The sequence below is a fragment of the Streptomyces sp. NBC_00669 genome, from assembly GCF_036226785.1.
Classification (GTDB): Bacteria; Actinomycetota; Actinomycetes; order Streptomycetales; family Streptomycetaceae; genus Actinacidiphila.
Window position 1 is genome coordinate 4,626,317 of record NZ_CP109018.1, and the last position, 25,362, is coordinate 4,651,678.

The following is a 25,362-nucleotide window of genomic DNA, read 5'->3' on the forward strand; positions in this document are numbered from 1 at the left end:
ACTCCTGTATGTCGGGTGGGGGCTTGCGTGTTGGGGGGACCGACAGATGGTGCGGAGGGAGAGAGCAGTGGTGTGAGAGCGCTCTCTGACCGACGTGATGGTCACGCTCGCCCATGGGGGGTGTCAACCTTTCTGACAAGTCCGACCGGGGGAAACTGCTTGATTTGCCCGGTAGTTGACGTGGCGGCGACGCGGGGGGATGAGAGGCTGGCGCCATGGGCGACGGGGATGAAGCGAGCGGTGGTGCCGCGGACGGTGGCGGGACGGGAGGCGATGAGCCGGTGGGCGAGGTGACGGGCGAGGCACGCGGCGCTTTCGCCGGGCAAGGCGCCGGCCGGATCAAGGTCGAGTTGGACGGTGTGCCGGCGACGCTGCTGTGGAACCTGGCCCATCGCGCCGCCGAGGCCCGTCGACCACCGGGGAACCGGCTGCTGGACGACCCCTACGCGGTGGACCTTGTGGACCGGATCGACTACCCCTTCGACCGCTTCGGCAGCGCGGTGATGGCGCAGTGGCACGCGCTGCGGGTGCGCGCCTTCGACGACGAGGTGCGGCGGTTCGTCGCCGAGCACCCCGGCGGTACCGTCGTCGCGCTCGGCGAGGGCCTGGAGACGCAGTTCTGGCGGGTGGACGACGGCCGAGTGCGCTGGCTGACCGTCGATCTTCCGGAGACCGTCGCGGTACGCACTGCCCTGCTCCCCGACGCTCCGCCACGCCGCCGCACGGTGGCCCGGTCCGCGCTCGACCTGGAGTGGATGGACGAGATCACCGCGGCCGATGTGGCGAAGGGCGTTCTCGTCACCGCGCAGGGGCTGCTGATGTATCTGCCGGAACGCGATGCGAAGGGGCTGATCGCCGCGTGCGCGGAGCGGTTCCCCGGCGGGTGGTTCCTCTTCGACGCGCTGCCGCGGGCCCAGGTCGCACAGAACCAGGCGGGCAGGCTGGATGCGCGGGACGGCAGCTACCGGGCGCCGCGCTGGGAGTGGGGGATGGACTACCGGGAGTACCCCAAGGTCGCGGCGGCGTCTCCGCTGATCACGCAGGTGCGCAGCCTGCGGCTGGGACGCGGCCGGGGCCTGTATGCGATCGCCCCGTTCTCGCACCGCATCCCGGGGGTACGGTCGATGCGGATGTCGATCATCTCGGTGCGCTTCGGCGCGGCCGGGATACGCAAGCAGGACGCGGGCGAGTAGCGGCGCCCGCCGGCGGTGGTGTCGCTGGTCGCGGTCATGCGCGGTGGCGGTACGACCGGCGGCGGGCGCCGCTCCCCGTCCGTGACGGCGCCGGGCAGGGACCCGGCAGAAGGGCAGGGGACGTGTGACGACGAATGACTCTCCTCAGGCGTACGACGGGGGACTGCTGCCCGCCACGACCCGGGCGCTGATGCACCGGGTGGCGGTGGAGCAGGCCAGGGGCCGCACACCGTCGCTGGTCGGCGGGGTGGTGCGGGACGGAACGCTGGTGTGGAGCGGGTCGCGCAGCATGATCGAGGGGCATGCCCCCGACAGCGACACGCAGTACCGGATCGGGTCATTGACCAAGACCTTTGTCGCGGTGCTGGTGATGCGGTTGCGCGACGAGGGCCGGCTGGCGCTCACCGATCCGCTGGAGGAGCACCTGCCCGGCACGTCGGTGGGCGGGGTGACGATCGGTCAACTGCTGGCGCACACCTCGGGTATCGCCTCCGAGACACCGGGGCCGTGGTGGGAGCGCACTCCGGGCGACCTGCGGCCCGAACTGGCGGATGTGCTCGGTACCGCACCGGTCAAGCACCCGGCGGGGCGCAGGCACCACTACTCCAACCCCGGCTTCGCCCTGCTGGGTGCAGTGGTGGCCAGGCTGCGCGGCAAGCCATGGGGTGACGCGCTCCAGGAGGAGGTGCTGGACCCGCTCGGGATGGCCAGGACCAGCCTGCTGCCGAGGCAGCCCGCCGCCGGCGGTTTCGCCGTCCACCCGTGGGCCGATGTGATGGTGCCCGAGGCGGTGCAGGAGACGGGTGTGATGGCGCCGGCCGGTGAGCTGTGGTCGACGGTCGACGACCTCGCGCGGTGGGCGGCCTTCCTGGCCGGCGGTCACCCAGAGGTGTTGGCCGAGGAGACCGTGGCGCACATGCGCGAGCCGGCCGCGCCCGCCGAGGCGGACGAGCCGGGCACGGGTTACGGCCTCGGCATCCAGATCATGCGGCACCACGGTCGTACCCTGATCGGCCACACCGGTTCGATGCCGGGCTTCCTGGCGACGGTGTGGGTGAGCGTCGAGGACCGGCTCGGAGCGGTCGCCCTGGCCAACTCCACCTCGGGACCCAGGGTGGGCGGCCTCGCGGCCGACCTGCTGGCGATCACCGCCGACGCCGAACCCGCTTTCCCCGCGCCCTGGCGGCCCGCCGACGCTCTTGACCCGGCTCTGCTCGACCTGGCGGGGGCCTGGTACTGGGGCACTCAGGGGTACGGGCTGCTGGTGCTGGCGTCGGGTGAGGTGGAGCTGAAGCCGTTGACCGGCCAGGGCCGTGGCACACGGTTCCACGTGGAACATGACGGCACCTGGACCGGACGCACGGGCTACTACGCGGGCGAGACGCTGCGGGCGGTGCGCCGGGACGACGGCACGCTCAGCCATCTCGACCTGGGCTCCTTCGTGTTCACACGCGAGCCTTACGACCAGCAGGCCCCGGTGCCGGGCGGCTTCCCCGGCTGGAGCTGACACCCAGCTCATCCGGGCCCGCCGTGCCGGTCGGGCTCTGTCCGGCCGGCGCCTGTCCCGCCGGGGTGCGCAGCAGCACCCCGGCGAGGACGGCCGCGGCGGTGAGCAGTCCCGCCGCAACGACGAAGGCCAGGTGGTAGCCGTCGGCGAGTGCCGTGGTCGCGGTCCGGCCGGCGGCCAGCCGGTGTTCGGTGCGGGTGCCGGCGATCGACGCCAGCGTCGCCAGTCCCAGCGCGCCGCCGATCTGCTGCGCGGTGTTGAACACCCCTGACACCAGGCCGGAGTCGGCCGGTCCCGCCTCGGCCATGCCGAGCGTCAGCAGCGAGGGCATGACCAGCCCGAACGCGACCCCCATCAGCAGGATCGGCGGCAGGATGTCGGCCACGTACGAGGCGTGGCTGCCGGGGCCGCCCGACGGTGTGCGGGCCAGCAGCAGGAAGGCGCCCGCGAAGAGCACCAGGCTCGGCAGGAGTACCGCCCGCTGCCCGAAGCGGGCTCCCAGCCGGGCGGACAGGACCAGCGACATCACGCCGATCGCCACGCCGGTGGGCGCCAGTGACAGCCCGATTTCCAGCGGGTCGTAGCCCAAGACGTGCTGGAGGTAGAGCGAGGTCATGAACTGGAAGCCGAACCCGCCCGCGACCACCAGTACCTGGACCGCGTTGGCACCGGCGACGATCCGGGACCGGAAGATCCGCAGTGGCATCAGCGGCTGCGCGGCACGGGCCTGGCGGACCAGGAAGGCGGCGAGCAGGGCGAGGGAGGCCGCGCCGAACCCGGCGGTGGGTGCCGAAGTCCAGCCGCGGTCGGTGGTCTTGACGATGGTGTAGACGCCGAGCATCAGGGCGGCGGTGACCAGTACCGCGCCCGGTGCGTCGGTACCGCGCAATCCGCCGCGGGCGGTGCCGGTGCCGGTCCCGGCGGTCCGGTCGGCCTGGTCGTGGCCGGTGCGGGAGGGGCGGTCGTCGGGCAGCAGGCGCAGGCTCAGCAGGGCCGCGGCGAGGCCGATCGGCAGGTTGACGAAGAAGATCCAGTGCCAGTTGATCGCCTGGGTGAGGATGCCGCCGGCAAGGAGACCGAGGACACCGCCCGCGGACTGGGTGAAGCTGTAGATGCCCATCGCCCGGGCCCGGCCGTGCGGGTCGGGGTAGAGGGCGAGCACCATGCCGAGCGCGACGGCCGAGACCATCGCACCGGCCGCGCCCTGCACGAAGCGGGCGGCGATCAGCAGGCCCGCGGAGTCCGCGATGCCGCACAGGAACGACGCGGCGGTGAAGGCGGCAAGCCCCGTCACCAGGACCCGGCGCCGGCCGAGCAGGTCGCCGAGCCGGCCGGAGAGCAGCAGCAGACCGGCGAAGGCGATCAGATACGCGTTCACCACCCACGCCAGATTGGCCTGGGAGAAGCCGAGGTCGTGCTGGATGGACGGAAGGGCCACGTTGACGATGGTGCCGTCGAGGATGATCATCAAGGTGCCCGCGCTGAGGACCGCGAGCGCGGCCGCGCGCGACCTGACGGCCTGGGAGTCCGGTGAATCGGGGACAGACATGGGGTCGCCTCCTGGCGGATCGGTATGCCAAGAGTGACCGTAGCAGATGGTTTTGTTGGAGACTATCTTTTACGGGTCTATCGCCGAGGCTTGGTGGCGCCTGTTGCGCGGCGCCTCACTTGCGCGACTGGCGCGGCCTGCGCACCCCCTGGCCGCCTTCCGGGGAGTCGGCGGGGGTGGCCAGGTGGCCACCGGCGAGCCGGTTCAGCGCGGAGACGAACGCTGCCCGCTCCTCCTCGGGTAGTGCGCCGAGCACGTCGCCGTGCACCCGGTCGACGATGTCCTGGCCGGTCGTCACCACCTGCTCGCCCTTCGGCGTGACCTTGATGATCCGGGCCCGGCGGTCATACGCCGAGGGCACCCGCTCGGCCAGGCCGTCCCGTTCCAACTGGTCGACGGTGACCACCATCGTGGTCTTGTCCAGGTCGGAGAGTTCGGCGATCTGGGCCTGGGTCCGCTCGGCCTGGGCGGCATGTGCGAGTACGCAGTGTGCGCGCGGTGACATGCCGATCTCCCCCAGGGCTGCCGCCATCTGTGTGGCCAGTACGTGGGCGGTGTGGTGGAGCAGGAAGGAGACGTCGGTGGTCGTCGCGGGTGCGGGCGTGGTCTCGACGGTCATGGGTCGAGGGTAGCAAAATAGTTCCGCTACGGGATTGTTTGCTGGCGGACCTATGTCGGGGTCGGAGTTGGTCACGCGGAGTGTTCCACGTGGAACACTGGCGTGGTAGACGAGTGAGCGAACGGACGAACGGGCGGAGCCTGTCGACGCGGGGGTGCGTCGGCATGAGGGCCGGGCCCGGTCGGCCGCGCATGAAGGAGGGGGACAGGATGGCGCGACTGCACATCTTCGACATGGACGGCACGCTGATGCCCGGTACGTCCGCCGCGATCGAGATCTCTCGGCAGATCGGTATGGTCGCCGAGTTCCGGGAGCTGGACAGAGCACTGTCCGTCGGTGAGATCGACTCGTACGTATACGCGCGGCGCGCCTACCGGATGTGGTCAGCGCTCACCGAGAGCCATGTGGCCGGCGCTTTCACGAGTGCGCCCTGGCTGAGCGGGATACGCGAGGTGTGGGCCGACATCACCGCCCGCGGCGAGCACTGCGCGGTGATCTCGCTCTCCCCCGACTTCTTCGTGACCCGGCTGCGCACATGGGGCGTCCACGACGCCCGTGCCTCGGTCTTCCCCGCGCTCCCCTTCGTGCCCGGAGCCGCCCTCGATCCGTCCGGCATCCTGATGCCCGAGTCCAAGGTGACCATCGCCGACGAACTGTGCGCCCGCTACGGGGTCGGCCGCGCCGACTGCGTGGCCTACGGCGACTCGCTGTCGGACACCGCGTTGTTCGGCGTGGTCCCGGTCTCGGTCGCGGTCAATGGCGACGACCATGTCAGCGGCCTGGCCACCCATGCGTATGCCGGGGACGACCTGCGTGAGGCGTACGCCCTGGTCGCCGACGCCTGAGCAGCCCGTGGCGCGGCGCCGACCGGCCGGATCAGCCCAGATCGGGGCCGAGCAGCCCGAGCACCCCTTCGATGTTCGCGTCCAGGTAGTGCCGAAGGGTCAGTGGCACGATCTCCACGGAGGCGAGTCCCATCCGGGTGAAGGGCACTCGCACCACCTCGTAGCTGCCGCACGGTGCGTCGATCTCCGGGCCGTGCCGCTGGTCGAGGTCCATCGACTCCAGCCGGCAGGCGAAGAAGTACTGCACCTTCACGCCGTGCGACCCGTCGTCCGCGATGTGCTCGACGGTGTCGACGAAGGCGGGCACCGCGTCGGTGATCTTGCCGCCGAGCTCCTCGTCGATCTCGCGGTGCAGGGCGGCGAGCACCCCGGCGTCCTCCTCCTCGACGCCGCCGCCGGGCGTGACCCAGTACGGAGCGATGCCGGGTTTGGTCCGCTTGATCAGCACAAGCCGGTCGCCGTCGAGGATGATCGCGCGGGCCGTACGTTTGATCACCGGCCGGGTGGAGGGGCTGAGGTGCGAGTCCGGAGGCATGCCTGAGATCTGCCGCGACGAAGCGCCGAGCAAACGTGTCCGCGGCGGCGAAATCAGCGCCGTCGCGTCATCCCGTGCTCCTCACGCGCCTGCCGTGTATCGGTCACGACCGTGCCGTGCACCGCTCACGCGCCCGCCGCGTACCGCCAGAAGTCCCGTAGCTGCCGCGCGGGCACCGGGCTCGTCGCCGCGAGCTGGGTCAGCAGGATGTGGACCGAGCCGGTCGCGGGCACGACATGCGCCGACGTACCCGTGCCGCCGACCCAGCCGTAGCGACCAGGGACGTTCCACGGGTCGAGGGGCTCGACGTCCACGCAGGCGCCGAAGCCCCAGCCCTGCCCCTCCAGGAAGAGCCGGCTCGCCGCGCGCTGTGCCCCGGTGAGATGGTCGGCCGTCATCAGCCGCACCGACTGCGCGGACAGCAGCCGCCGACCGTCCGCGGTGGCGCCCTCGGCGAGCAGCATCCGGCCGAAGGCCAGCCAGTCGTCGGCCGTCGAGGCCAGCCCGCCGGCGCCGGACGGGAAGGGCGGCATGCTGCTCCACTGGCCGTCCGGCCCGTCGGCCACTTCCAGGCCACCGGACTCGTCCGTCCGGTAGTAGCTGGTGAAGCGGTCCCGCTTCGCGGCCGGGACGACGAAGCCGGTGTCCCGCATGCCCAGCCGCTCGAAGATCCGCTCGGCCATGAAGTCGGGCAGCGACTCGCCGCTGACCCGCTCGATCAGCACGCCTTGCAGGTCGGAGGAAGTGTTGTAGAGCCACGCCTCGCCCGGCTGGTGCAGCATCGGAATGCCGGCCAGCGTCTGCAGCCACTCGTCGGTGGCCAGGAAGCGCTGCGGTTCGCGGCCGTCGGACTGCACGCCCTCGGCGAAGAGCGGCCGCACGGCGGGCAGTGCGAAGTCCGGCGCGAAACCGTACCCGGTGCGCGAGCTGAGCAGGTCCTCCACCGTGATCGGGCGGGTGGCCGGCACCACGTCGTCGAGCGGGCTGTCGGGGGTGCGCACCACGCTCGGCGCGGCCAGCTCCGGCAGCCACCGCCGTACCGGGTCCGCCGGATCGAGCCGGCCGTCGTCGACCAGCACCATCACCGCGGCGGCCGTGATCGGTTTGGTGATCGAGGCGATCCGGAAGATCGAGTCCCGGGCCATCGGCGCCCGGCCCCCGGCGTCGAGAGACCCGACCGCCGCGAACTCGACGTCGTCGCCACGCGCCACCAGGCCGACCGCGCCGGGCAGGGTGCCGTCTTCCACATACGGTCGCAGGACGTCGCCGAGGCCCGCCGGGGCCGACCCGTTCGCTGACTTGGTCATGCCCTCACGCTAGCCGTGCGGTGCGACAGCGCTACTGCTGCCGCGCGGCCTCGTCGAGCGCACGGACCACGTCGGCCACGATGTCGTCCGCGTCCTCCACGCCCACCGAGAAGCGGATGAAGCCCGGTGCCACCGCATCGCCGCCCCAGCGGGCCCGGCGCTCGGCGGTGCACTGCACGCTGCCGAAGCTCGTCGCCTCCGAGGTCATCCGCAGCGCGCCGAGAAAGCGCTCCGCGTGCTCCCGGTCGGGCAGCGTGAAGGAGACCACGCTGCCGAAGCGGCGCATCTGTGTCACCGCCACCTCGTGCGAGGGGTCGGTGGGCAGCCCCGGGTGCCGTACCCCCGTCACCTCGGGCCGCTCCAGCAGGGCGCGGGCGAGCGCCAGCGCGTTGTCCGCCTGGCGGTCCACCCGCAGCGCGAGCGTGGCCAGCGAGCGATGCGCCAGCCAGGTCTCCATCGGCCCCGGGATGGCGCCCACCGTCTTGCGCCACTTGCGTACGGAGTCGGCCAGTTCGGCGTTCCGCGTCGTGACGTACCCCATCAGCAGGTCGCCGTGGCCGTTGAGTGCCTTGGTGCCGCTGGCCACGGAGAAGTCCGCGCCCAGGGCGAGCGGCCGCTGGCCCAGCGGCGTGGCCAGCGTGTTGTCCACGGCGACCAGCGCGCCCGCCGCGTGGGCGGCGTCGGCCAGCCGCCGGATGTCGCACACGTCCAGTTCGGGGTTGGACGGGCTCTCCAGCCACACCAGGCGGGCGCCCTCCAGCAGCGGGAGTTGCGCGTCGCCGGCGGTCGGCGCCATCCGCACCTGCACGCCGTACGACTCCAGGCGCTCCACCAGCGCGCGTGTCGTCTGGTAGCAGTCCGACGGCAGGACGACCACCTCGCCGGAGCGCACCTGCGACAGCAGCACCGCCGAGATCGCCCCCATGCCGGAGGCGAAGGAGAGCGTGCTGGCGTCCGGGTCGCCGGGCGCCTCCAGCTCCGCGATCGCCTGCTCCAGCAGGTCCCAGGTGGGGTTGTCGTCCCGGCCGTAGATATACGGACCGGTGGGCTCACCTGGCAGGTGGTAGTGCGAGACGAAGACCGGACCGGGCAGCGACGGCTCGTACGGCCGGGCCTCGGGGCGGCCGGCGTGCACGCTGCGGGTGCTGTCGCCGACCTGGTCCTCTGCCATGCGATCCTGCGTCATGCGGTCCTCATCCTTCATGTCTCCTCGGTGCTCGCTCGGGTCGGTGCTCAGTCGTCCTCGTCCGGGAGGACGAGGTGCAGCGCCCACGCGACGACGCTGACGATCAGGCCGCCGAGCACGGCCGTCCAGAAGCCGTGCACGTGGAACTTCAGACTGAGCTGGCCGGCCAGCCACGAGGTCAACAGCAGCATCAGCGCGTTCACCACGATGGTGATCAGGCCCAGGGTGAGGATGAACAGCGGAAACGACAGCACCTTGACGACCGGCTTCACCAGCCAGTTCACCACGCCGAAGACGAGGGCGACGAGTATGAGCGTCAGTGCTTCGCGCCACGCCGAATGACCGGTGAGCGTGATGTCCTTGAGCAGCCACACGGCAACGCCCAGGGCCCCGGCGTTCGCCAGGGTCTTGACGACGAAATTCTTCATGGTGAGATCGTCGCAGGTCTGATCATCGGGACAAGAGACGGAACAGAACCGTGGCCGTACCGCAGCGGAGGAGCGATCGATGAAGGTGTTCCGGTTGGACGATCTGGACGCGGAGCGTGCCGCGAACCAGGGTGCGTACCTCCGCTTTCTGCGGGAACGCAACATGTCAGCGGGGCTGTACGCCCTCAAGGCTGGCGAGAGCGACTCGCAGCAGCCGCACGCGCAGGACGAGGTCTACCTCGTGGTCAGCGGTCGGGCCGCGATCACCGTGGGGGACGAGACCACCACTGTCGCGCGCGGCAGCGTGGTCTACGTGCCGGCCGGTACCCCGCACCGCTTCCACCACATCACCGAGGATCTCAGGGTCATGGTGGTCTTCTCGCCGCCGGAACCCTAAGGGGCGGATCAGGGTCGGATGGGGTCTTCCCGGCCTTCGCCCCGGCGCCGGGTGGACCTACAGTCGAAGTACGGCACAGTCGGAGTGCGCGCCCCGCGCAGCGACCTAGGAGCGAAAGAGCGTCATGGAGAATCTGCTGAAGAGCCTGCCCTGGTGGGTCAAGTGGATCGGCATCCCGGTCATCGCGCTGGTCGTGTTCGGCACGCTGATCGCGAGCCTGGTCAGCATCGTGATCGGCCTGCTGTTCAAGGTGCTCGTCTTCGTGATCCTGGTCGGCGCGCTGGTCTTCGTCGTGAAACGCGTCACGTCGGGGGGCTCCGGCAAGAAGCGCGACTGGTGATGTCGGCGTCCCGGCCGAGGCCGGGACCCCGGAATCGACCCCGGACCGCGCGCAGCGCGCGCACCAACCGGACCGGCGAACGGCTCAGACCGTTCGCCGGTCCGCGTCATTTCACCCGGCGATGGCTGCGGCCCGCGCCAGCCGGGCGGGACGGGCCCGGGACCGTCGCCGCCTCGCCCTGACCGGCGCGACCGCCTGGGCCGCTCTGACCGCTTGCCTCGCCCCGGTTGCCGCGGTCGGCGCTGACCACCAGCGCGGCCAGCGCCGTCGTCAGCGGCACCGACGCCACCAGACCGATGCTGCCGACCAGGGTCCGTACGATCTCCTCGGCCACCAGCTCGCTGCTCGCCACCTGGAACACCCCGCTGCGGGCGATCGAGAAGAGCAGCAGCAGCGGGAGGGCGGCGCCGGCGTACGCCATCACCAGGGTGTTGACGACCGAGGCGATGTGGTCGCGGCCGATCCGCATCCCGGCGCCGTACAGCTTGCGCCAGTTCGCTGTCGGGTCGGCGTCCTTCAGCTCCCACACCGCCGCGACCTGGGTGACCGTCACATCGTCCAGCACTCCCAGCGAGCCGATGATCACCCCGGCCAGCAGCACCCCCTTGATCTCGATGTTCGGGTAGAGGGTGTGGATCAGGCCGGTCTCGTCGGAGGTGTTGCCGGTCAGCCGGGCCCAGGCGATGAAGACCGAACCGAGCGCGCCGATCAGGAACAGCGAGCACAGCGTGCCGAGTACCGCCACGGACGTGCGGGCGCTGACGCCGTGGCACAGGTACAGCGCCATGAGCATGATCGCGCTGCCGCCCACCACCGCGACCAGCAGCGGATTGTCGCCGCGCAGGATCGCCGGGAGGATGAAGAACGTCAGGATGGCGAACGAGATGGCCAGGGCGACCAGCGCCATGAGCCCGCGCAGCCGCCCGATCAGGACCACGACGAGCGCGAAGCCCAGTGCGAGCAGCGCGACCGGCATGCCGCGGTCCACGTCGGTGACCGAGTAGCGCAGGTTCTTGGGTGCGTCGGGGGCGTAGGCGAGTACGAGCCCCTCGCCCTTGGTGTAGCGGCGGGTCTGGTCCGGCTGCACGATCTCGGTGAACCTCGTGCCCTTGTCCGGGCCCGACATCACCTCGATCGTCGCCTTCTGGCAGGCGTCACTGGCGGCCGACCCCGCCGTCGAACCCCCGCCCGAGTCCGACGTCCCGCCCGCGTCGCTTCCGGTGCCGCCCGAACCGTCGCCCGCCCCATCGGCGTTGGGCAGCGCGCCGACCTGCTTGCAGGACACGTGCACGAGTTGCACCACCTTGCCCGGCCGGGTCTGCTGGTCGAAGCCGACCCCGCTTCGCGCGTGCGCCGGCGCACCGCCCGGCCACAGCAGCACCATGCCGGCCACCACCGCGGCCGCGAACGGCACGAGGACGGCCGCGATCACCTTGCGCAGATGCCGGGAGACCGGTGGCACGGGCCCGTGCGCGTGCCCATGGCTGTGTCCGTGTCCTTGGCCGTGTCCTTGTCCGTGTTCCTGGCCGTGGCCGTGGTCGGGAGACGCGGCGGAGTGCGGGCCGTGCTCGCCGGCCTGGGGGGAGTCCACGGCCCGATCATCGCAAGGGCCCTGGTGAATGTCCGTACGCAGCCGCTACCGTTGGCAGCACCTTTGCAAACGCGGGAGCTCGGAGCACCGGGCTGAGAGGGCGCTGACATCGCTTGAGGCGAGCGCTGCGCCGACCGCTGAACCTGTTACCGGGTAATGCCGGCGTAGGGAGTGGGTCTCACATGACCATGCAGGATGCGCGCACGCGTGAAATCGGCTGGCACAAGTCGTACGTCACCGGTCCCACCGGATCACGGCCGGACCTGCGGGTGCCGGTTCGCCAAGTGCATCTCACCAACGGCCGCGACGTGACGCTGTACGACACGTCCGGCCCGTACACCGACCCGTCGGTCGACACCGACGTCCGGCGGGGCCTGGCGCCCCTCCGGGAGAACTGGATCATCGCCCGCGGCGACACCGAGGAGTACCCCGGCCGGCCGGCCCGGCCGGAGGACGACGGGCTCAAGCACACCTCGCCCCGCGGCGGACTGCGCAACCTCGACGCGGTCTTCCCCGGCCGGCCCCGGCTCCCCCGCCGCGGCCGCCCGGGCCGGCCGGTCACCCAACTCGCCTATGCCCGGCGCGGCGAGACCACCCCGGAGATGGAGTTCGTCGCGCTGCGCGAGAACGTCCCGGTCGAGACCGTGCGCGAGGAGATCGCCGCGGGCCGGGCCGTACTACCGGCCTGCGTCAACCACCCCGAGATCGAGCCGATGATCATCGGCAAGCGGTTCCTGGTGAAGGTCAACGCGAACATCGGCAACTCCGCGGTCACTTCCTCGATCGAGGAGGAGGTCGAGAAGATGACCTGGGCGACCCGCTGGGGCGCCGACACCGTGATGGACCTGTCCACCGGGCGCAACATCCACACCACCCGCGAGTGGGTACTGCGCAACTCCCCCGTCCCCATCGGCACCGTGCCGCTCTACCAGGCCCTGGAGAAGGTCGACGGCCGCGCCGAGGAACTGACCTGGGACGTCTACCGGGACACCGTCATCGAGCAGGCCGAGCAGGGCGTCGACTACATGACGGTGCACGCCGGCGTGCTGCTGCGCCATGTGCCGCTGACCGCCCGCCGCAAGACCGGCATCGTCTCGCGCGGCGGCTCGATCATGGCCGCCTGGTGCCTGGCACACCACCGCGAGAACTTCCTCTACGAGAACTTCGACGAACTGTGCGACATCCTCGCCGCCTACGACATCACCTTCTCGCTCGGCGACGGACTGCGGCCGGGCTCGATCGCCGACGCCAACGACGAGGCGCAGTTCGCCGAACTGCGCACCCTCGGCGAACTCAACACCGTCGCCAAGCGGCATGACGTGCAGACCATGATCGAGGGCCCGGGCCATGTGCCCATGCACAAGATCAAGGAGAACATCGACCTCCAGCAGGAGATCTGCGAGGAAGCCCCGTTCTACACGCTCGGCCCGCTCACCACCGACATCGCACCCGCCTACGACCACATCACCTCGGGCATCGGCGCCGCGATGATCGCCTGGTGGGGCACCGCGATGCTCTGCTACGTCACTCCGAAGGAGCACCTCGGCCTGCCGGACCGCGACGACGTCAAGACCGGGGTGATCACCTACAAGATCGCCGCGCACGCCGCCGACCTCGCCAAGGGGCACCCCGGCGCGCAGGAGTGGGACGACGCGTTGTCCGACGCCCGCTTCGAGTTCCGCTGGGAGGACCAGTTCAATCTGGCCCTCGACCCCGACACCGCGCGCGACTTCCACGACGAGACGCTCCCCGCCGAGCCGGCCAAGACCGCGCACTTCTGCTCCATGTGCGGCCCGAAGTTCTGCTCGATGAAGATCTCGCACGACATCCGCCGTACCCACGGCGGCGGGGACCAGGGCGCCGAGCAGGACCCCACGCAGACGCCCACGGACGGCCCCGCGGAGGTGAGCGAGGCGGAGATCCGCGCCGGGATGGCGGCCAAGTCCGCGGAGTTCGCCGCGTCCGGCAACCGCGTGTACCTGCCGATCGCGGACTGAGCGTCCTGGGGGGACCGCCCCGCCCGCTGACCGAGGCGGCGGGGTCCGGCATGTCGCCGGGCCCCACCGCTCGGGGGCCCAGTGGAGCCCGGCGGGACGCTAGTTGAGGGTCGGTCCGATGTTCGCCGGGACCGGCGGCGGCCAGCCGACCGTGGAGAAGCTGTGCCACAGGCCCGGGGTTTCGGCGACTCCCGCGCTCAACGTGGTGGACAGGTAGGTGCTGGGGCGCCCCACCGGGTCCGTGCAGTTCAGCCCCTTGTGCAGCCAGATGTCGACACCCGTGTTGTTGGTGACGTGGTCGACGCCGAGCGGGGCGAACCTGTGGCAGGTGCCCTCGCCCTGGGTGGGGTTGGAGATGGTCTGGCTGAAGGTGAGACCTCGGGTGCCCGTCACCTGGCCCGCCGAGGAGTCGGAGCACGCGCTCGCCGCGAGGGCGAGCGGGATGGTCGTGCACAGAGCAGCGAGTGTACGGCGGCGGACGCGCATGGGCCTCTCCCGTTCTGGGCGGGTACGGGAGCAGTCAAGCAACGGTGCGCGGCCGCCGCGACCTGGGACGTCCATCCGTGCGGTCAGGGTGTTCGGACAGGCCGTTCGTGCAGGTCGTCCGCGCAGGTCGAGGGGACAGGGCAGTTCGGCCTTTCACACGGGGCGGCGGCCGGACCGCTCCAGCCGCCGCTCTTGGCCTAGTCCGGCCGGTGGTCCGGGCCGCCGAAGTCCGGGCTGGTGAAGTCGGGCGAGGCGAACCGGGGCGTCGCGCGGTGCGGGTCCTGTGGCGAGGAGAAGTCGGGCCGGGTGTAGCCGAGGCGGGGCATCCGCGGACCGGAGGCGGGTGCGGTGGGCGGCGGCATGGCCGCTCGACCGGCCAGCGCGTCGTCGAGGAAGGGCAGCAGCCCCCGGTCGAGCAGTGCCCGCCGCCACGTTTCACGCGCCTGCGCGACTTCCGGCGGCAGCGACTCGGGCGCGTCGTGGATCGCGGTGGAGCCGTCGCGCAGCGCGGTCAGCAGCAGGCCGATACCGCCGAGCACGATCGCGGCGGCGGCCACGGCGGCGAAGAACCAGCCCGCGGTGCGCAGCGGTGAGGCGATCCCGGGCTCCGGGGACACCGCCTGGAGCGCGTAGCCGATCAGCAGGAAGATCAGTGCCGCGGCGCCGGCGAGCAGCGGGGTGAGCACGGCCATCATCGCGAGGATGCCTGCTCCTGACCCGGTACGGTCCGCGACACCCATCGCGGCGTAGCTGAACGTCCGGCTGTCGCGGGCCCGGGCGGACTCGCGGGCCGCCGCCCGGCTGTCGGTGCGGACCTGGCGGTACACCTCGTACTCCTCGGCGGCCCGCGCCCCGATCGACTCGGCGGCGGCGAGCGCCATGGTGCGCAACTGCTCGGCGTTCAGCAGGGAACCGGCCATGCCGTCCCCGGCTGCCGCGCCCTCCATACCGTCCATGGCGATACGCAGCGCCTCGTCAAGGACATGCTCGAAGTCCTGGCGGTCCTCGGTGAGCAGATGTGGAGCGCTGGTCATGTGCATCCCCCGATGCTCCGACTCTCCGTGCGCGGCAGGTGTTCCACGTGGAACAAGCTCTGCCTGCCGGATGCCCAGAGAGCGGTGGGACTACGGATACTGCCGATGGTAGGGCTGTACGGGGGGCCCTGACAGGGTGCAACCAGGAAATGTAGGAGCTAGCCCACCAGCGGGAGTTGGGCAACGAGCAGCCGCCCGTCCATCGTGACGCCACCGTCCATCGCCACCGCCAGGTTGTCGGCGTAGACCATCGGACCCTGCACCGCGTGCGCGGCCGCCTCGCCGTCCGCCGGGTTCTCCCCGCCGACCTCGCCGAGCAGGTACGGGATCGGGCTGTGGCCGTGCACGACCCGCTTGCCCCCGTAGGTGCCCAGCAGTTCGCGGGCCGCCTCGGCGCCGCCGTCGCCGCGGAAGGCGAACCGCTTGGTGAACTTGCGGAACAGATCCCAGCATTCGTCGGCGTCGGAGCGCTGCAGCACGCTGGTGACCGCGTCGTTCATCTCCTCGATGCTGTTGCCGTAGTCGAGGTAGGCCGTGGTGTCGGAGTGCACCAGCAGGTGGCCGTCGGTGAGATGGGCGGCGTCCAACCGGGAGATCCAGGTCAGATGCCGGTCCTCCAAGCGCTCCATGTCCGACGGCTGGCCGCCGTTGAGCCGCCAGGCGGCGAGGAACGAGGCGGTGCCGCCGGTGGAGTTGACCGGGGTGTCGCCGAAGCGGTGGGCACCCAGCAGCAGCAGTTCGTGATTGCCCATCAGGGCGCGGCAGTAGCCGCCGGCCGCCGCGGCCTCCGCGGAGAGCTGCATCACCAGCTCGATCACGCCGATGCCGTCCGGGCCGCGGTCGGTGAAGTCGCCGAGGAACCACAGCCGGGCGCTGCCCGCGGACCAGTGGCCGTCCTCGTCGACCAGCCCCGACTCGCGCAGGGCGGCGAGGAGTTCGTCCAGGTAGCCGTGCACGTCGCCGACCACGTAGAGCGGGCCGGGACGCTCGCCCGGCAGCGCCGCGTCGGTGATCACGGGCAGGTCGTGCGCGGTGGGGGTGTAGCCCGGCGGTACCAGCGGCGTGTCGGGGCGGGTCGGCTCATAGCCGGGCGGTGCCGAGGCCGGAGGAGCCGCGGGCGGCGGGGTGCCGTCGTAGGCGGGCGCCGCCGACGGGTAGCCCGGTTCGTACCCGTCGGCCGGCTGGAAGTCGGGCGACGTCCCGTAGCCGGGCGCGGGCTCGTACCCGGTGTCGGGCTCATACCCCTGACCTGCCCCCTGAGTCATCGACCCCTCCACGCTCGCGCCGCCATCCGCCCATCATAGGAATGCGGCTGGCGCGTTGTGACATACCCAGGCACCTCGTTTTCATGGGCCCTGGACAAACCGCCACGTAGTCACCTGGTCGGGCCGGTACTTCGGCGCCTGCCGTCCGTGCCGCCGCACCCTCCCGTGTCGGGCGAGGCGCGGCGATGGACGCGAAGCGAGCGGCGTTCGGCACTGATCGGCGGTACGTGGCATTCTGCGGGCGATCCGCGGCGGTGCGCGGCGGCGTCCCGTGGTTCATGCCTCATCACGGGCCGGACCGCGCGGTGGGCTGACGGTGGTGCGGTGCGCCCGCCGCTGCGAGGACGCCCGCACGATCAGCTCGGTCGGCATGACCTGCTGCACGGGATGGTTGGGCCCGATCCCCTCGATCGCGTCGATCAGCAGCTGGACGACGGCGGTACCGATCCGTCGCGGCTGCAGTGACAGCGTGGTGATCGGCGGGTCGGTGCCCGCGTAGCCGCCGCTCTCGCTGCAGCACACCAGCAGCAGGTCGTCGGGGACGCGCAGGCCGTAGCGGCGGGCGGCGGCGAGCAGGTCGGTGCCGTTGGGGTCGAAGAGTCCGTGCACGGCGTCGGGGCGGTCCGGACGGGCGAGTAACCGGTCCGCGGCGACGGCTCCCGCGCAGGGATCGTGGGCGGGGTACGCCTCGTACACCGGTTCCTGGCCGACGCGTTCGCACCATTCCAGGTAGGCCGTGGTGGACAGCCGGGTGTACGTGTCGGTGCTGGTGCCGGTGAGCAGCCCGATCCTGCGGGCGCCGGCCGCGGCGAGGTGGTCGAGGATGCCGAGCACGGCCTCTTCGTGGTCGTTGTCCACCCAGGCGTGCACCGGCAGGCTGCCGGCCGGGCGGCCGTCGCTGACCACCGGCACGCCCTGTCGTACGAGTTCGCCGACCACCGGGTCCTGGTCGGACGGGTCGATCACCACGGTGCCGTCCAGCGCCACGTTGCCCCACACGTCGTGCCGGGAGGAGGCGGGCAGGATGACCAGGGCGTACCCGCGGGCCAGCGCGGCGGAGGTGGCGGCTCTGGCCATCTCCGCGAAGTACGCGAACTCGGTGAAGGTGAACGGTTCTTCGCCGTATGTCGTCACTGTCAGGCCGATCAGGCCCGATCTTCCCGTGCGCAGAGTGCGGGCGGCGGCCGACGGGCGGTAGCCCAGCCGGTCGGCGACCTCGCGGACATGGCGCCTGGTGGTGTCCGGTAGTCGGCCCTTGCCGTTGAGCGCGTCGGAGACAGTCGTGATCGAGACGCCGGCGGCGGCGGCGACGTCCCTGATCCCCGCGCGCTCCAGCCGGCGTCCGATGGGTCGGCTCGCCTGGTGATTCCCTGCTGCTGTCATGGCGAGCCGATAGTAGGGCGGCACTGGTCCGTACGGCTGCCAGCCATGGGGGCCTCAGGAAGAACGGTTTCTGCAAGATCCAAAGCCGTATGCAAGGTGGAATATGCAGGCGGCAGGGCGGCAGGCCGGGCGGATAGCGGCCCGGTGGCGGTCTTCGCCCGGCCATTGGTCCGCCGAGATCGCTGTCGGCAACTCACTCCTACGGGGGACGCGCGCCAGGGCGCGCGCTACCAGCGCGCACGGTGACGTAGCGCACCTCCCCCGTTCGCGGCGGCCCTCGTAGGGTGTGGCCATGACCACCCCCAAGCTGCGCGCGGAACTGGACGGCATCCCGACGTACAAGCCCGGGCGACCCCCGGCCACGGAGGAGGACGGCGCCTCGGGGCCCGCCTTCAAGCTGTCCTCGAACGAGAACCCGTATCCCCCGCTGCCCGGCGTGCTGGAGGCGGCGGCCGCCGCCGCGGCCTCCTTCAACCGCTATCCCGACCTGTCCTGTGCCGCGCTGACCGCGGAACTGGCGACGCGGTTCGACGTACCGGTCGGACACATCGCCACCGGCACCGGCTCGGTCGGCGTGGCCCAGCAACTGCTCCAGGTGACCTCGGGGCCGGGCGACGAGGTGATCTACGCCTGGCGGTCGTTCGAGGCGTATCCGATCATCACCCAGATCAGTGGTGCCCGGGCGGTGCAAGTGCCGCTGGACGCGGCCGAGGTGCACGACCTGGACGCGATGGCGGCCGCGATCACCGACCGGACCCGGCTGATCTTCGTCTGCAACCCGAACAACCCGACCGGCACCGTGGTGCGCCGGGCGGAACTGGAGCGCTTCCTGGACCGGGTGCCGGCCGATGTGCTGGTCGTCCTGGACGAGGCGTACCGCGAGTTCAACACTGACCCCGACGTGCCCGACGGCGTCGACCTCTACCGTGACCGCCCGAACGTCGCGGTGCTGCGCACCTTCTCCAAGGCGTACGGCCTGGCCGGGCTGCGGATCGGTTTCGCGATCGCGCATGAGCCGGTGGCCGAGGCGCTGCGGAAGACCGCGGTGCCGTTCGGGGTGAGCCAGCTGGCGCAGGACGCGGCGATCGCCAGCCTGCGGGCCGAGCCGGCGCTGCTGGAGCGGGTCGCGGGTCTGGTCGTGGAGCGCGCCCGGGTCGCCGCGGCGCTGGCCGATCAGGGTTGGACGGTGCCCGAGACGCAGGCGAACTTCGTGTGGTTGCGGCTGGGGGAGCGCACCGCGGACTTCGCGGCGGCCTGCGAGCGGGCGGGTGTGACGGTCCGGCCGTTCGGTGCCGAGGGGGTGCGGATCACGATCGGGGAGACCGAGGCCAACGACATCATGCTGCGGACCGCTGAGGCGTTCCGCAAGGAGCTGTAGCCGGAGCCCCACCGGGTAAAAAGTGCTTTGACCTGCTAATTCGCCCCCTCTCACCCCCCGGTGGCAGGGGGCGAACGCATGTGCGCGATACTCCTTGTGAATGAGTTCACGTTCACAAGCAGAACGCGTATCGGCAGTAAAGGAGACGTATCGTGCAGCTCGCTTTGGAGCCACTGAGCGTCGCCCGGTGGCAGTTCGGCGTGACGACCGTCTACCACTTCCTCTTCGTCCCCCTGACGATCTCGCTCTCCGCGCTCACCGCGGCACTGCAGACCGCCTGGGTGCGCACCGGCAAGGAGAAGTACCTCGGAGCCACCAAGTTCTGGGGCAAGCTCTTCCTGATCAACATCGCCATGGGCGTGGTGACCGGGATCGTGCAGGAGTTCCAGTTCGGTATGAACTGGTCTGACTACTCACGCTTCGTCGGCGATGTCTTCGGCGCGCCGCTCGCCTTCGAGGCGCTGATCGCGTTCTTCTTCGAGTCGACCTTCATCGGCCTGTGGATCTTCGGCTGGGACAAGCTGCCCAAACGCATCCACCTCGGCTGCATCTGGATGGTGTCGATCGGCACCATCCTGTCCGCGTACTTCATCCTGGCCGCCAACTCCTGGATGCAGCACCCGGTCGGCTACCACTACAACCCGAAGACCAAGCGGGCCGAACTCACCGACTTCTGGGCGGTGCTCACCCAGAACACCGCGCTCGCGCAGTTCTTCCACATCATGTCCGCGGCCTTCCTCACCGGTGCCGCGTTCATGATCGGCATCGCCGCCTACCACCTGGCCCGCAAGCAGCACATCGCGGTGATGCGCTCCTCGCTGAGGATGGCGCTGGTCGTCGCGGTGGTCGCCGGGGCGCTCACCGCGATCAGCGGCGACACCCTCGGCAAGGTGATGTTCAAGCAGCAGCCGATGAAGATGGCCGCGGCCGAGGCGCTGTGGGACGGCCAGAAAGGCGCGCCCTTCTCGGTCTTCGCGGTCGGCGACGTCAACAAGGGGCACAACGAGGTCGCCATCGACATCCCCAACCTGCTCTCCTTCCTCGCCACCGACGACTTCACCAGCTACGTCGGCGGCATCAACGACGTGAACAAGGCCGAGCAGAAGAAGTACGGTCCCGGCGACTACCGGCCGAACATCCCGGTCGAGTACTGGGGCTTCCGCTGGATGATCGGCTTCGGGGTGGTCTCCATCGGGGTCGGTGCGGCCGGGCTGTGGCTGACCCGCCGCCGTTTCTGGCTCGCGCCGGATCGGCGGACCGGCGAGGACGAGGTGCCGCATCTGATGCTCACCCGCACCCTCGGGCTCGGCTCGCGGCTGTCCCGCTGGTACTGGCGGATCGCCCTGCTGACCATGGTCTTCCCGCTGATCGCCAACTCCTGGGGCTGGATCTTCACCGAGACCGGCCGCCAGCCCTGGGTGGTCTACGGCGTGCTGCGCACCAAGGACGCGGTCTCCCCCGGGGTGTCCGTCGGCTATGTGCTGACCTCGCTGATCGTCTTCACGCTGCTCTACGGGCTGCTCGCGGTGGTCGAGGTCCGGCTGCTGGTGAAGTACGCCAAGCAGGGACCGCCCGAGCTCACCGAGGCCGACCTGAACCCCCCGACCAGGATCGGCGGCGGTCCCGGAGGCGACAGCGCCGGCGCGTCCACGGACGCCGACCGGCCGATGGCCTTCTCGTACTGACGGACTGACGACGGAACGGAAGGGATACGGGACATGCATCTGCACGATGTCTGGTTCGTCATCATCGCCATCCTGTGGACGGGCTACTTCTTCCTGGAGGGCTTCGACTTCGGGGTCGGCGTGCTCACCAAGCTGCTCGCCCGCGACCGCACCGAGCGGCGGGTGCTGATCAACACGATCGGGCCGGTCTGGGACGGCAACGAGGTGTGGCTGCTCAGCGCGGGCGGCGCCACCTTCGCGGCCTTCCCGGACTGGTACGCCACGCTCTTCTCCGGCTTCTACCTGCCGCTGCTGCTGATCCTGGTCTGCCTGATCGTCCGCGGGGTCGCGTTCGAGTACCGCGCCAAGCGACCCGAGGAGCGCTGGCAGCGCAACTGGGAGCACGCGATCTTCTGGACCTCGCTACTGCCCGCCGTGCTGTGGGGGGTGGCGTTCGCCAACATCGTGCGGGGCGTGAAGATCGACGCGAACAAGGAGTACGTGGGCAACCTGGGGGACCTGCTCGGCGGCTATGCGCTGCTCGGCGGGCTGGTCACGCTGGCGCTATTCACCTTCCACGGCGCGGTGTTCACCGCGTTGAAGACGGTCGGGCCGATCCGGGACCGGGCCCGGGCGATGGCCACCAGGGTCGGCCTGGTCACGGCGGTGCTTGCGGCGGTCTTCCTGGTCTGGACGCAGGTGCACAGCGGCGGCGCCCGCAGCCTGCCCGCCCTGGTGGTCGCCCTCGTGGCGATGCTCGCCGCGCTCGTCGCGAACCGCGCCGGGCGGGAGGGCTGGTCGTTCGCCTTCTCCGGGGTGACGATCGCCGCCACCATCGCGATGTTCTTCCTCTCGCTTTTCCCGGACGTGATGCCGTCCTCGCTGAACGGCGCGTGGAGCCTGACCGTCGGCAACGCCTCCGCGACCCCGTACACGCTGCGGATCATGACCTGGTGCGCGGCCATCGCGACTCCGCTGGTGATGCTCTACCAGGGCTGGACGTACTGGGTCTTCCGCAAGCGGATCGGCACCCAGCACATCGCGGAAGCGGCGCACTGATCATGTCCCGCCAGGTCAAGCCACCTCTGCTCATGTTCCACGTGAAACACGAAAGGGGATGTTCCACGTGAAACCGATCGATCCCCGACTGCTGCGGTACGCGCGGACCACTCGGATCTTTCTCGCCGGCTCGGTGTTGCTGGGCCTGGCGGGGGCCGGGCTGATGGTCGCCCAAGCGGTGCTGATCGCCGACGTGGTGGTCGGCGGCTTCCAGCAGGGCCGCGGGGTGGGTGCGTTGCGCGGCGACCTGATCGCGCTGGCCGCGGTGGCGGTGGGACGGGCGCTGGTGGCCTGGCTCACCGAACTGTGCGCGCACCGGGCCGGCGCGGCGGTCAAGTCGCAGCTACGGCAGCGGCTGCTCGCTCATGCCACCGCGCTCGGCCCGAACTGGCTGACCGGGCAGCGCGGCGGCGAGCTGACCACGCTCGCCACCCGCGGGGTGGACGCACTCGACGACTACTTCTCCCGCTACCTGCCGCAACTCGGGCTCGCCGCGGTCGTGCCGCTGGTGGTGCTGGCCCGGATCGCCACCGCGGACTGGATCTCCGCGGTCACCATCGTGGTGACGCTGCCGCTGGTGCCGCTGTTCATGGCGCTGGTCGGGTGGGCGACCCGGGACCGGATGGACCGCCAATGGCGGCTGCTTGCGCGGCTGTCCGGGCACTTTCTCGACGTGGTCGCCGGACTGCCCACGCTGAAGGTCTTCGGCCGGGCCAAGGCACAGGCCGACAACATCCGGAAGATCACCGACGACTACCGGCGGGCCACCCTGCGCACCCTGCGGATCGCCTTCCTCTCGTCCTTCGTGCTGGAACTGCTCGCCACCATCTCGGTCGCGCTGGTCGCCATCGGCATCGGCATGCGGCTGGTGCACGGCGAACTCGACCTGCGCACCGGGCTGCTGGTCCTGGTGCTCGCTCCGGAGGCGTATCTGCCGCTGCGGCAGGTGGGTGCTCAGTACCACGCGGCGGCAGAGGGGCTGGCGGCGGCGGAGGAGGTCTTCGAGGTGCTGGAGACCGCGCTCCCGGGCGCCTCGGCCACGGATGCCGGCCGGGTGCCCGCGCCCGACCTGCGGAAGGCCACGGTCCTCGTCGAGGGCGTCGAGGTGGCGCGGGACGGGCGGTTGGCCCGGACCACGCTGGAACTCGCGCCCGGCCGGACGGTCGCCGTCACCGGGCCGAGCGGCGTGGGCAAGTCCACGCTGCTGCGGGCCCTGCTCGGCTTCGTCCAGCCGTCCACCGGGCGCATCCTCGTGGACGGGATCGACCTCGCCGACATCGACCGAGCCTCCTGGCACCGGCAGATCGCCTGGGTGCCGCAGCGGCCGCACCTGTTCGCCGGGACCGTCGCGGAGAACGTGCGGCTGGCCCGGCCCGACGCGAGCGAGGCGGAGGTACGGTCCGCACTGGCCGCCGCCGGGGTGGCCGGGTTCGCCGCTCCCGACGACGTCATCGGGGAGGACGGCGCGGGACTGTCGGCCGGTCAGCGGCAACGGCTCGCCCTGGCCCGCGCCTTCCTCGCCGACCGGCCCCTGCTGCTGCTCGACGAGCCCACCGCCAACCTGGACGGGGACACCGAGGCCGAGGTCGTCGCGGCCCTGCGCGAACTGTCCGCCACCCGCACGGTCCTGCTCATCGCGCACCGCCCCGCTCTGCTGCCGCTGGCCGACCAGGTCCAGTCCCTTGCCGCGGCGGGACCTGCGCAGTCCGCGCTTCGCACGGTCTCCGAGCCGCCCCAGGCGGCGTCCTCGTCCGAGCCGTCGCAGGCCGTGGCAGCGGCTGAGCCGGCCGCGGCACCCTTCGACGATCCGGCCCCCGGCAGGCGCCTTCGGGGCATCGGCGCTTTCGTCGAGGCCCGCGAGACCCGCGGATTCCGGGTCCGGTTCGCGGGTGCCTGCGCGCTCGGGGTCCTCGCCCTCGGCTGCGCGGTCGGCCTGATGGGTACCTCGGGCTGGCTGATCAGCCGCGCCGCCCAGCAGCCGCCCGTGCTCTACCTGATGGTCGCCGTCACCGCGACCCGTACCTTCGGCATCGGTCGCGCCGCCTTCCGGTACGGGGAGCGGCTGGTCGGCCACGACGCGGTCTTCCGCGCACTCGGCGGCGTACGGGTCGCCGTCTTCCGCAGGCTGGAGCGGCTGGCGCCCGCCGGGCTCGGCCGCACCGGTCGTGGTGACCTGCTCTCGCGGCTGGTCGCCGACGTGGACGGCGTCCAGGACCACTACCTGCGTTGGCTGCTGCCCGCCGTGACCGCGGCGGCGACTGGGATCGGTGCGGCCGCCTTCACCGGGTGGCTGCTGCCCGCGGCCGGTGCCGTGCTCGGCGCGGGACTGCTCCTCGCGGGCGTGGCCGTGCCCGCGCTGTCCGTGGCGGTGGCCCGCCGAACCGAGGACCGACTCGCGCCCGCCAGGGGCGAGCTGTCCACCCGGGTGCTCGGGCTGTTCACCGGCACCGCCGAGCTGACCGTGGCGGGCGCCCTGCCCGGGCGGCGCGCCCGGGCCGCCGACGCCGACCTGACGCTGCGCCGGATCACGGCCCGCTCGGCCGCCGCCACCGCGCTCGGCGCCGGACTCACCGCACTGGTCACCGGCCTTACGGTCACCGGATGCGCCTGGGTGGGTGTGCGGGCGGTCGCCGCGCACCAACTGCACGGCGTCGTGCTCGCCGTACTCGTGCTGCTCCCGCTCGCCGCCTTCGAGGCCGTCGCAGGGCTGCCGTCGGCCGCCCAGCAGCGGCAGCGCAGCCGCAGGGCGGCACAGCGCGTACGGGACGTGCTGGACGCGCCTGTGCCCGTACAGGAGCCCGAGCGGCCGCGGCAGGTCCCCGAGACGCCGTATCCGCTGGTGCTGAGCGGGCTGACCGCTCGTCACCCCGGCCAGGAGCGGCCCGCGCTGGACGGCGTCGACCTGACCCTGACGCCAGGCCGCCGGATCGCGGTCGTCGGGCCGTCGGGCGCGGGCAAGACCACCCTGGCGCACGTGCTGCTGCGGTTCCTCGACGCGGAGCGGGGTTCGTACACGCTGGCCGGCGAGGACGCCGCGGCGCTCGACGGCGACGAGGTGCGGCGGCTGGTCGGTCTGTGCGCGCAGGACGCGCATGTGTTCGCCAGCACCGTGCGGGAGAACCTGCGGCTGGCCAGGCCCGGCGCACCCGACGGCGAGCTGCGGGAGGCGCTGGCCGCGGCACGGCTCGAACTCGACCTGGACGCGGAGGTCGGTGAGCACGGCGCCCGGCTGTCCGGGGGCATGCGGCAGCGGCTCGCGCTGGCCCGCGCGCTGCTGGCCGACTTCCCCGTCCTCGTCCTCGACGAACCCGCGGAGCACCTGGACCTGCCCACCGCGGACGCCCTCACCGCCGATCTGCTGGCGGCCACCCGCGGCCGTACGACCGTGCTGATCACCCACCGCCTGGCCGGGCTCGCGGACGGCGCCGTGGACGAGGTCGTGGTGCTGTCCGGCGGGCGCGTCGTGCAGCGCGGCGGGTACGACGAACTGGCCGCCGTCGAAGGGCCGTTCCGCCGCACCCTGGAACGGGAGCGGAGCACGGAGACGGCCCGTGCCGCCCGGGAGCCGGTGGGGGTCTGACCCCGGGGCTGCGCGGGCC

Annotated in this window: 21 protein-coding genes; 10 read left to right on the forward strand and 11 right to left on the reverse strand. The window is 71.5% G+C overall.

Annotated features, from left to right (window positions below):
- The first annotated feature begins 281 nt into the window (after positions 1 to 281).
- Together OG896_RS19195 and OG896_RS19200 are read left to right on the forward strand one after the other, a co-directional pair.
- Positions 282 to 1,193, forward strand: a complete 912-nt coding sequence (locus OG896_RS19195) for a class I SAM-dependent methyltransferase (RefSeq protein ID WP_329367035.1) — start codon at positions 282 to 284, stop codon at positions 1,191 to 1,193.
- Positions 1,194 to 1,383: 190 nt separating this feature from the next.
- Positions 1,384 to 2,700 (forward strand): serine hydrolase domain-containing protein, encoded by a 1,317-nt coding sequence (locus tag OG896_RS19200; protein ID WP_329374134.1) that lies wholly within the window; start codon positions 1,384 to 1,386, stop codon positions 2,698 to 2,700.
- On the opposite strand, the gene OG896_RS19205 is transcribed toward OG896_RS19200, so the two are convergent.
- Positions 2,639 to 4,249 carry an MFS transporter gene (locus tag OG896_RS19205; protein ID WP_329367037.1) on the reverse strand — a complete coding sequence of 537 codons (1,611 nt, stop codon included), beginning with the start codon at positions 4,247 to 4,249 and terminating at the stop codon, positions 2,639 to 2,641. The genes OG896_RS19200 and OG896_RS19205 overlap by 62 nt on opposite strands.
- Positions 4,250 to 4,364: 115 nt before the next feature.
- On the reverse strand, positions 4,365 to 4,868 hold the full coding sequence (locus OG896_RS19210; RefSeq protein ID WP_328466539.1) for a MarR family winged helix-turn-helix transcriptional regulator: 504 nt from the start codon (positions 4,866 to 4,868) through the stop codon (positions 4,365 to 4,367).
- A 209-nt stretch (positions 4,869 to 5,077) separates the two neighbouring features.
- Here OG896_RS19210 and OG896_RS19215 point away from each other — a divergent pair, with 209 nt between their 5' ends.
- Complete coding sequence (locus tag OG896_RS19215) at positions 5,078 to 5,713, forward strand: HAD family hydrolase (protein WP_329367040.1); 636 nt, start codon at positions 5,078 to 5,080, stop codon at positions 5,711 to 5,713.
- A gap of 31 nt (positions 5,714 to 5,744) precedes the next feature.
- On the opposite strand, the gene OG896_RS19220 is transcribed toward OG896_RS19215, so the two are convergent.
- The 4 genes from OG896_RS19220 to OG896_RS19235 all read right to left on the reverse strand — a co-directional run bounded on the left by OG896_RS19220 (position 5,745) and on the right by OG896_RS19235 (position 9,169).
- A complete protein-coding gene (locus OG896_RS19220) occupies positions 5,745 to 6,248 on the reverse strand; it encodes an NUDIX hydrolase (RefSeq protein WP_329367042.1) in 504 nt (167 codons plus the stop codon).
- A 125-nt stretch (positions 6,249 to 6,373) separates the two neighbouring features.
- Positions 6,374 to 7,555 carry a serine hydrolase domain-containing protein gene (locus OG896_RS19225; protein WP_329367044.1) on the reverse strand — a complete coding sequence of 394 codons (1,182 nt, stop codon included), beginning with the start codon at positions 7,553 to 7,555 and terminating at the stop codon, positions 6,374 to 6,376.
- Positions 7,556 to 7,586: 31 nt separating this feature from the next.
- On the reverse strand, positions 7,587 to 8,741 hold the full coding sequence (locus OG896_RS19230) for a cystathionine gamma-lyase (RefSeq protein ID WP_329367046.1): 1,155 nt from the start codon (positions 8,739 to 8,741) through the stop codon (positions 7,587 to 7,589).
- A gap of 47 nt (positions 8,742 to 8,788) precedes the next feature.
- Positions 8,789 to 9,169 (reverse strand): phage holin family protein, encoded by a 381-nt coding sequence (locus OG896_RS19235; RefSeq protein ID WP_329367048.1) that lies wholly within the window; start codon positions 9,167 to 9,169, stop codon positions 8,789 to 8,791.
- A gap of 79 nt (positions 9,170 to 9,248) precedes the next feature.
- On the opposite strand from OG896_RS19235, the gene OG896_RS19240 reads away from it, so the two are divergent.
- On the forward strand, positions 9,249 to 9,566 hold the full coding sequence (locus tag OG896_RS19240) for a cupin domain-containing protein (RefSeq protein ID WP_328466527.1): 318 nt from the start codon (positions 9,249 to 9,251) through the stop codon (positions 9,564 to 9,566).
- Between the two features lie 124 nt (positions 9,567 to 9,690).
- The gene (locus OG896_RS19245; RefSeq protein ID WP_328466525.1) at positions 9,691 to 9,906 is read left to right on the forward strand and encodes a DUF5326 family protein; all 216 of its coding nucleotides are present in this window, start codon (positions 9,691 to 9,693) and stop codon (positions 9,904 to 9,906) included.
- A gap of 106 nt (positions 9,907 to 10,012) precedes the next feature.
- Here the strand turns inward: OG896_RS19245 and OG896_RS19250 are convergent, their stop codons facing one another.
- The gene (locus tag OG896_RS19250) at positions 10,013 to 11,497 is read right to left on the reverse strand and encodes a YibE/F family protein (protein ID WP_329367051.1); all 1,485 of its coding nucleotides are present in this window, start codon (positions 11,495 to 11,497) and stop codon (positions 10,013 to 10,015) included.
- Between the two features lie 182 nt (positions 11,498 to 11,679).
- Here OG896_RS19250 and thiC point away from each other — a divergent pair, with 182 nt between their 5' ends.
- The gene (gene thiC / locus OG896_RS19255) at positions 11,680 to 13,494 is read left to right on the forward strand and encodes a phosphomethylpyrimidine synthase ThiC (protein WP_329367052.1); all 1,815 of its coding nucleotides are present in this window, start codon (positions 11,680 to 11,682) and stop codon (positions 13,492 to 13,494) included.
- Between the two features lie 99 nt (positions 13,495 to 13,593).
- Here thiC and OG896_RS19260 read toward each other — a convergent pair whose 3' ends face one another.
- The 4 genes from OG896_RS19260 to OG896_RS19275 form a co-directional block, all read right to left on the reverse strand.
- Positions 13,594 to 13,980 carry a hypothetical protein gene (locus OG896_RS19260; protein ID WP_329367054.1) on the reverse strand — a complete coding sequence of 129 codons (387 nt, stop codon included), beginning with the start codon at positions 13,978 to 13,980 and terminating at the stop codon, positions 13,594 to 13,596.
- A 197-nt stretch (positions 13,981 to 14,177) separates the two neighbouring features.
- Complete coding sequence (locus OG896_RS19265) at positions 14,178 to 15,020, reverse strand: hypothetical protein (RefSeq protein WP_329367056.1); 843 nt, start codon at positions 15,018 to 15,020, stop codon at positions 14,178 to 14,180.
- A gap of 152 nt (positions 15,021 to 15,172) precedes the next feature.
- Entirely contained in the window at positions 15,173 to 16,279 is a 1,107-nt protein-coding gene (locus tag OG896_RS19270; protein WP_329367057.1) for a metallophosphoesterase, read from the reverse strand.
- Between the two features lie 276 nt (positions 16,280 to 16,555).
- Complete coding sequence (locus tag OG896_RS19275) at positions 16,556 to 17,662, reverse strand: LacI family DNA-binding transcriptional regulator (RefSeq protein WP_328466513.1); 1,107 nt, start codon at positions 17,660 to 17,662, stop codon at positions 16,556 to 16,558.
- A 286-nt stretch (positions 17,663 to 17,948) separates the two neighbouring features.
- Between OG896_RS19275 and hisC the strand changes: the two genes are divergently transcribed.
- The 4 genes from hisC to cydD all read left to right on the forward strand — a co-directional run bounded on the left by hisC (position 17,949) and on the right by cydD (position 25,343).
- The gene (gene hisC, locus OG896_RS19280) at positions 17,949 to 19,040 is read left to right on the forward strand and encodes a histidinol-phosphate transaminase (protein WP_329367059.1); all 1,092 of its coding nucleotides are present in this window, start codon (positions 17,949 to 17,951) and stop codon (positions 19,038 to 19,040) included.
- Between the two features lie 152 nt (positions 19,041 to 19,192).
- Positions 19,193 to 20,725 (forward strand): cytochrome ubiquinol oxidase subunit I, encoded by a 1,533-nt coding sequence (locus tag OG896_RS19285; RefSeq protein WP_329367061.1) that lies wholly within the window; start codon positions 19,193 to 19,195, stop codon positions 20,723 to 20,725.
- Between the two features lie 33 nt (positions 20,726 to 20,758).
- Positions 20,759 to 21,763 (forward strand): cytochrome d ubiquinol oxidase subunit II, encoded by a 1,005-nt coding sequence (gene cydB, locus OG896_RS19290; RefSeq protein WP_329367063.1) that lies wholly within the window; start codon positions 20,759 to 20,761, stop codon positions 21,761 to 21,763.
- A gap of 67 nt (positions 21,764 to 21,830) precedes the next feature.
- Entirely contained in the window at positions 21,831 to 25,343 is a 3,513-nt protein-coding gene (cydD, locus tag OG896_RS19295) for a thiol reductant ABC exporter subunit CydD (RefSeq protein WP_329367065.1), read from the forward strand.
- Positions 25,344 to 25,362: the final 19 nt, after the last annotated feature.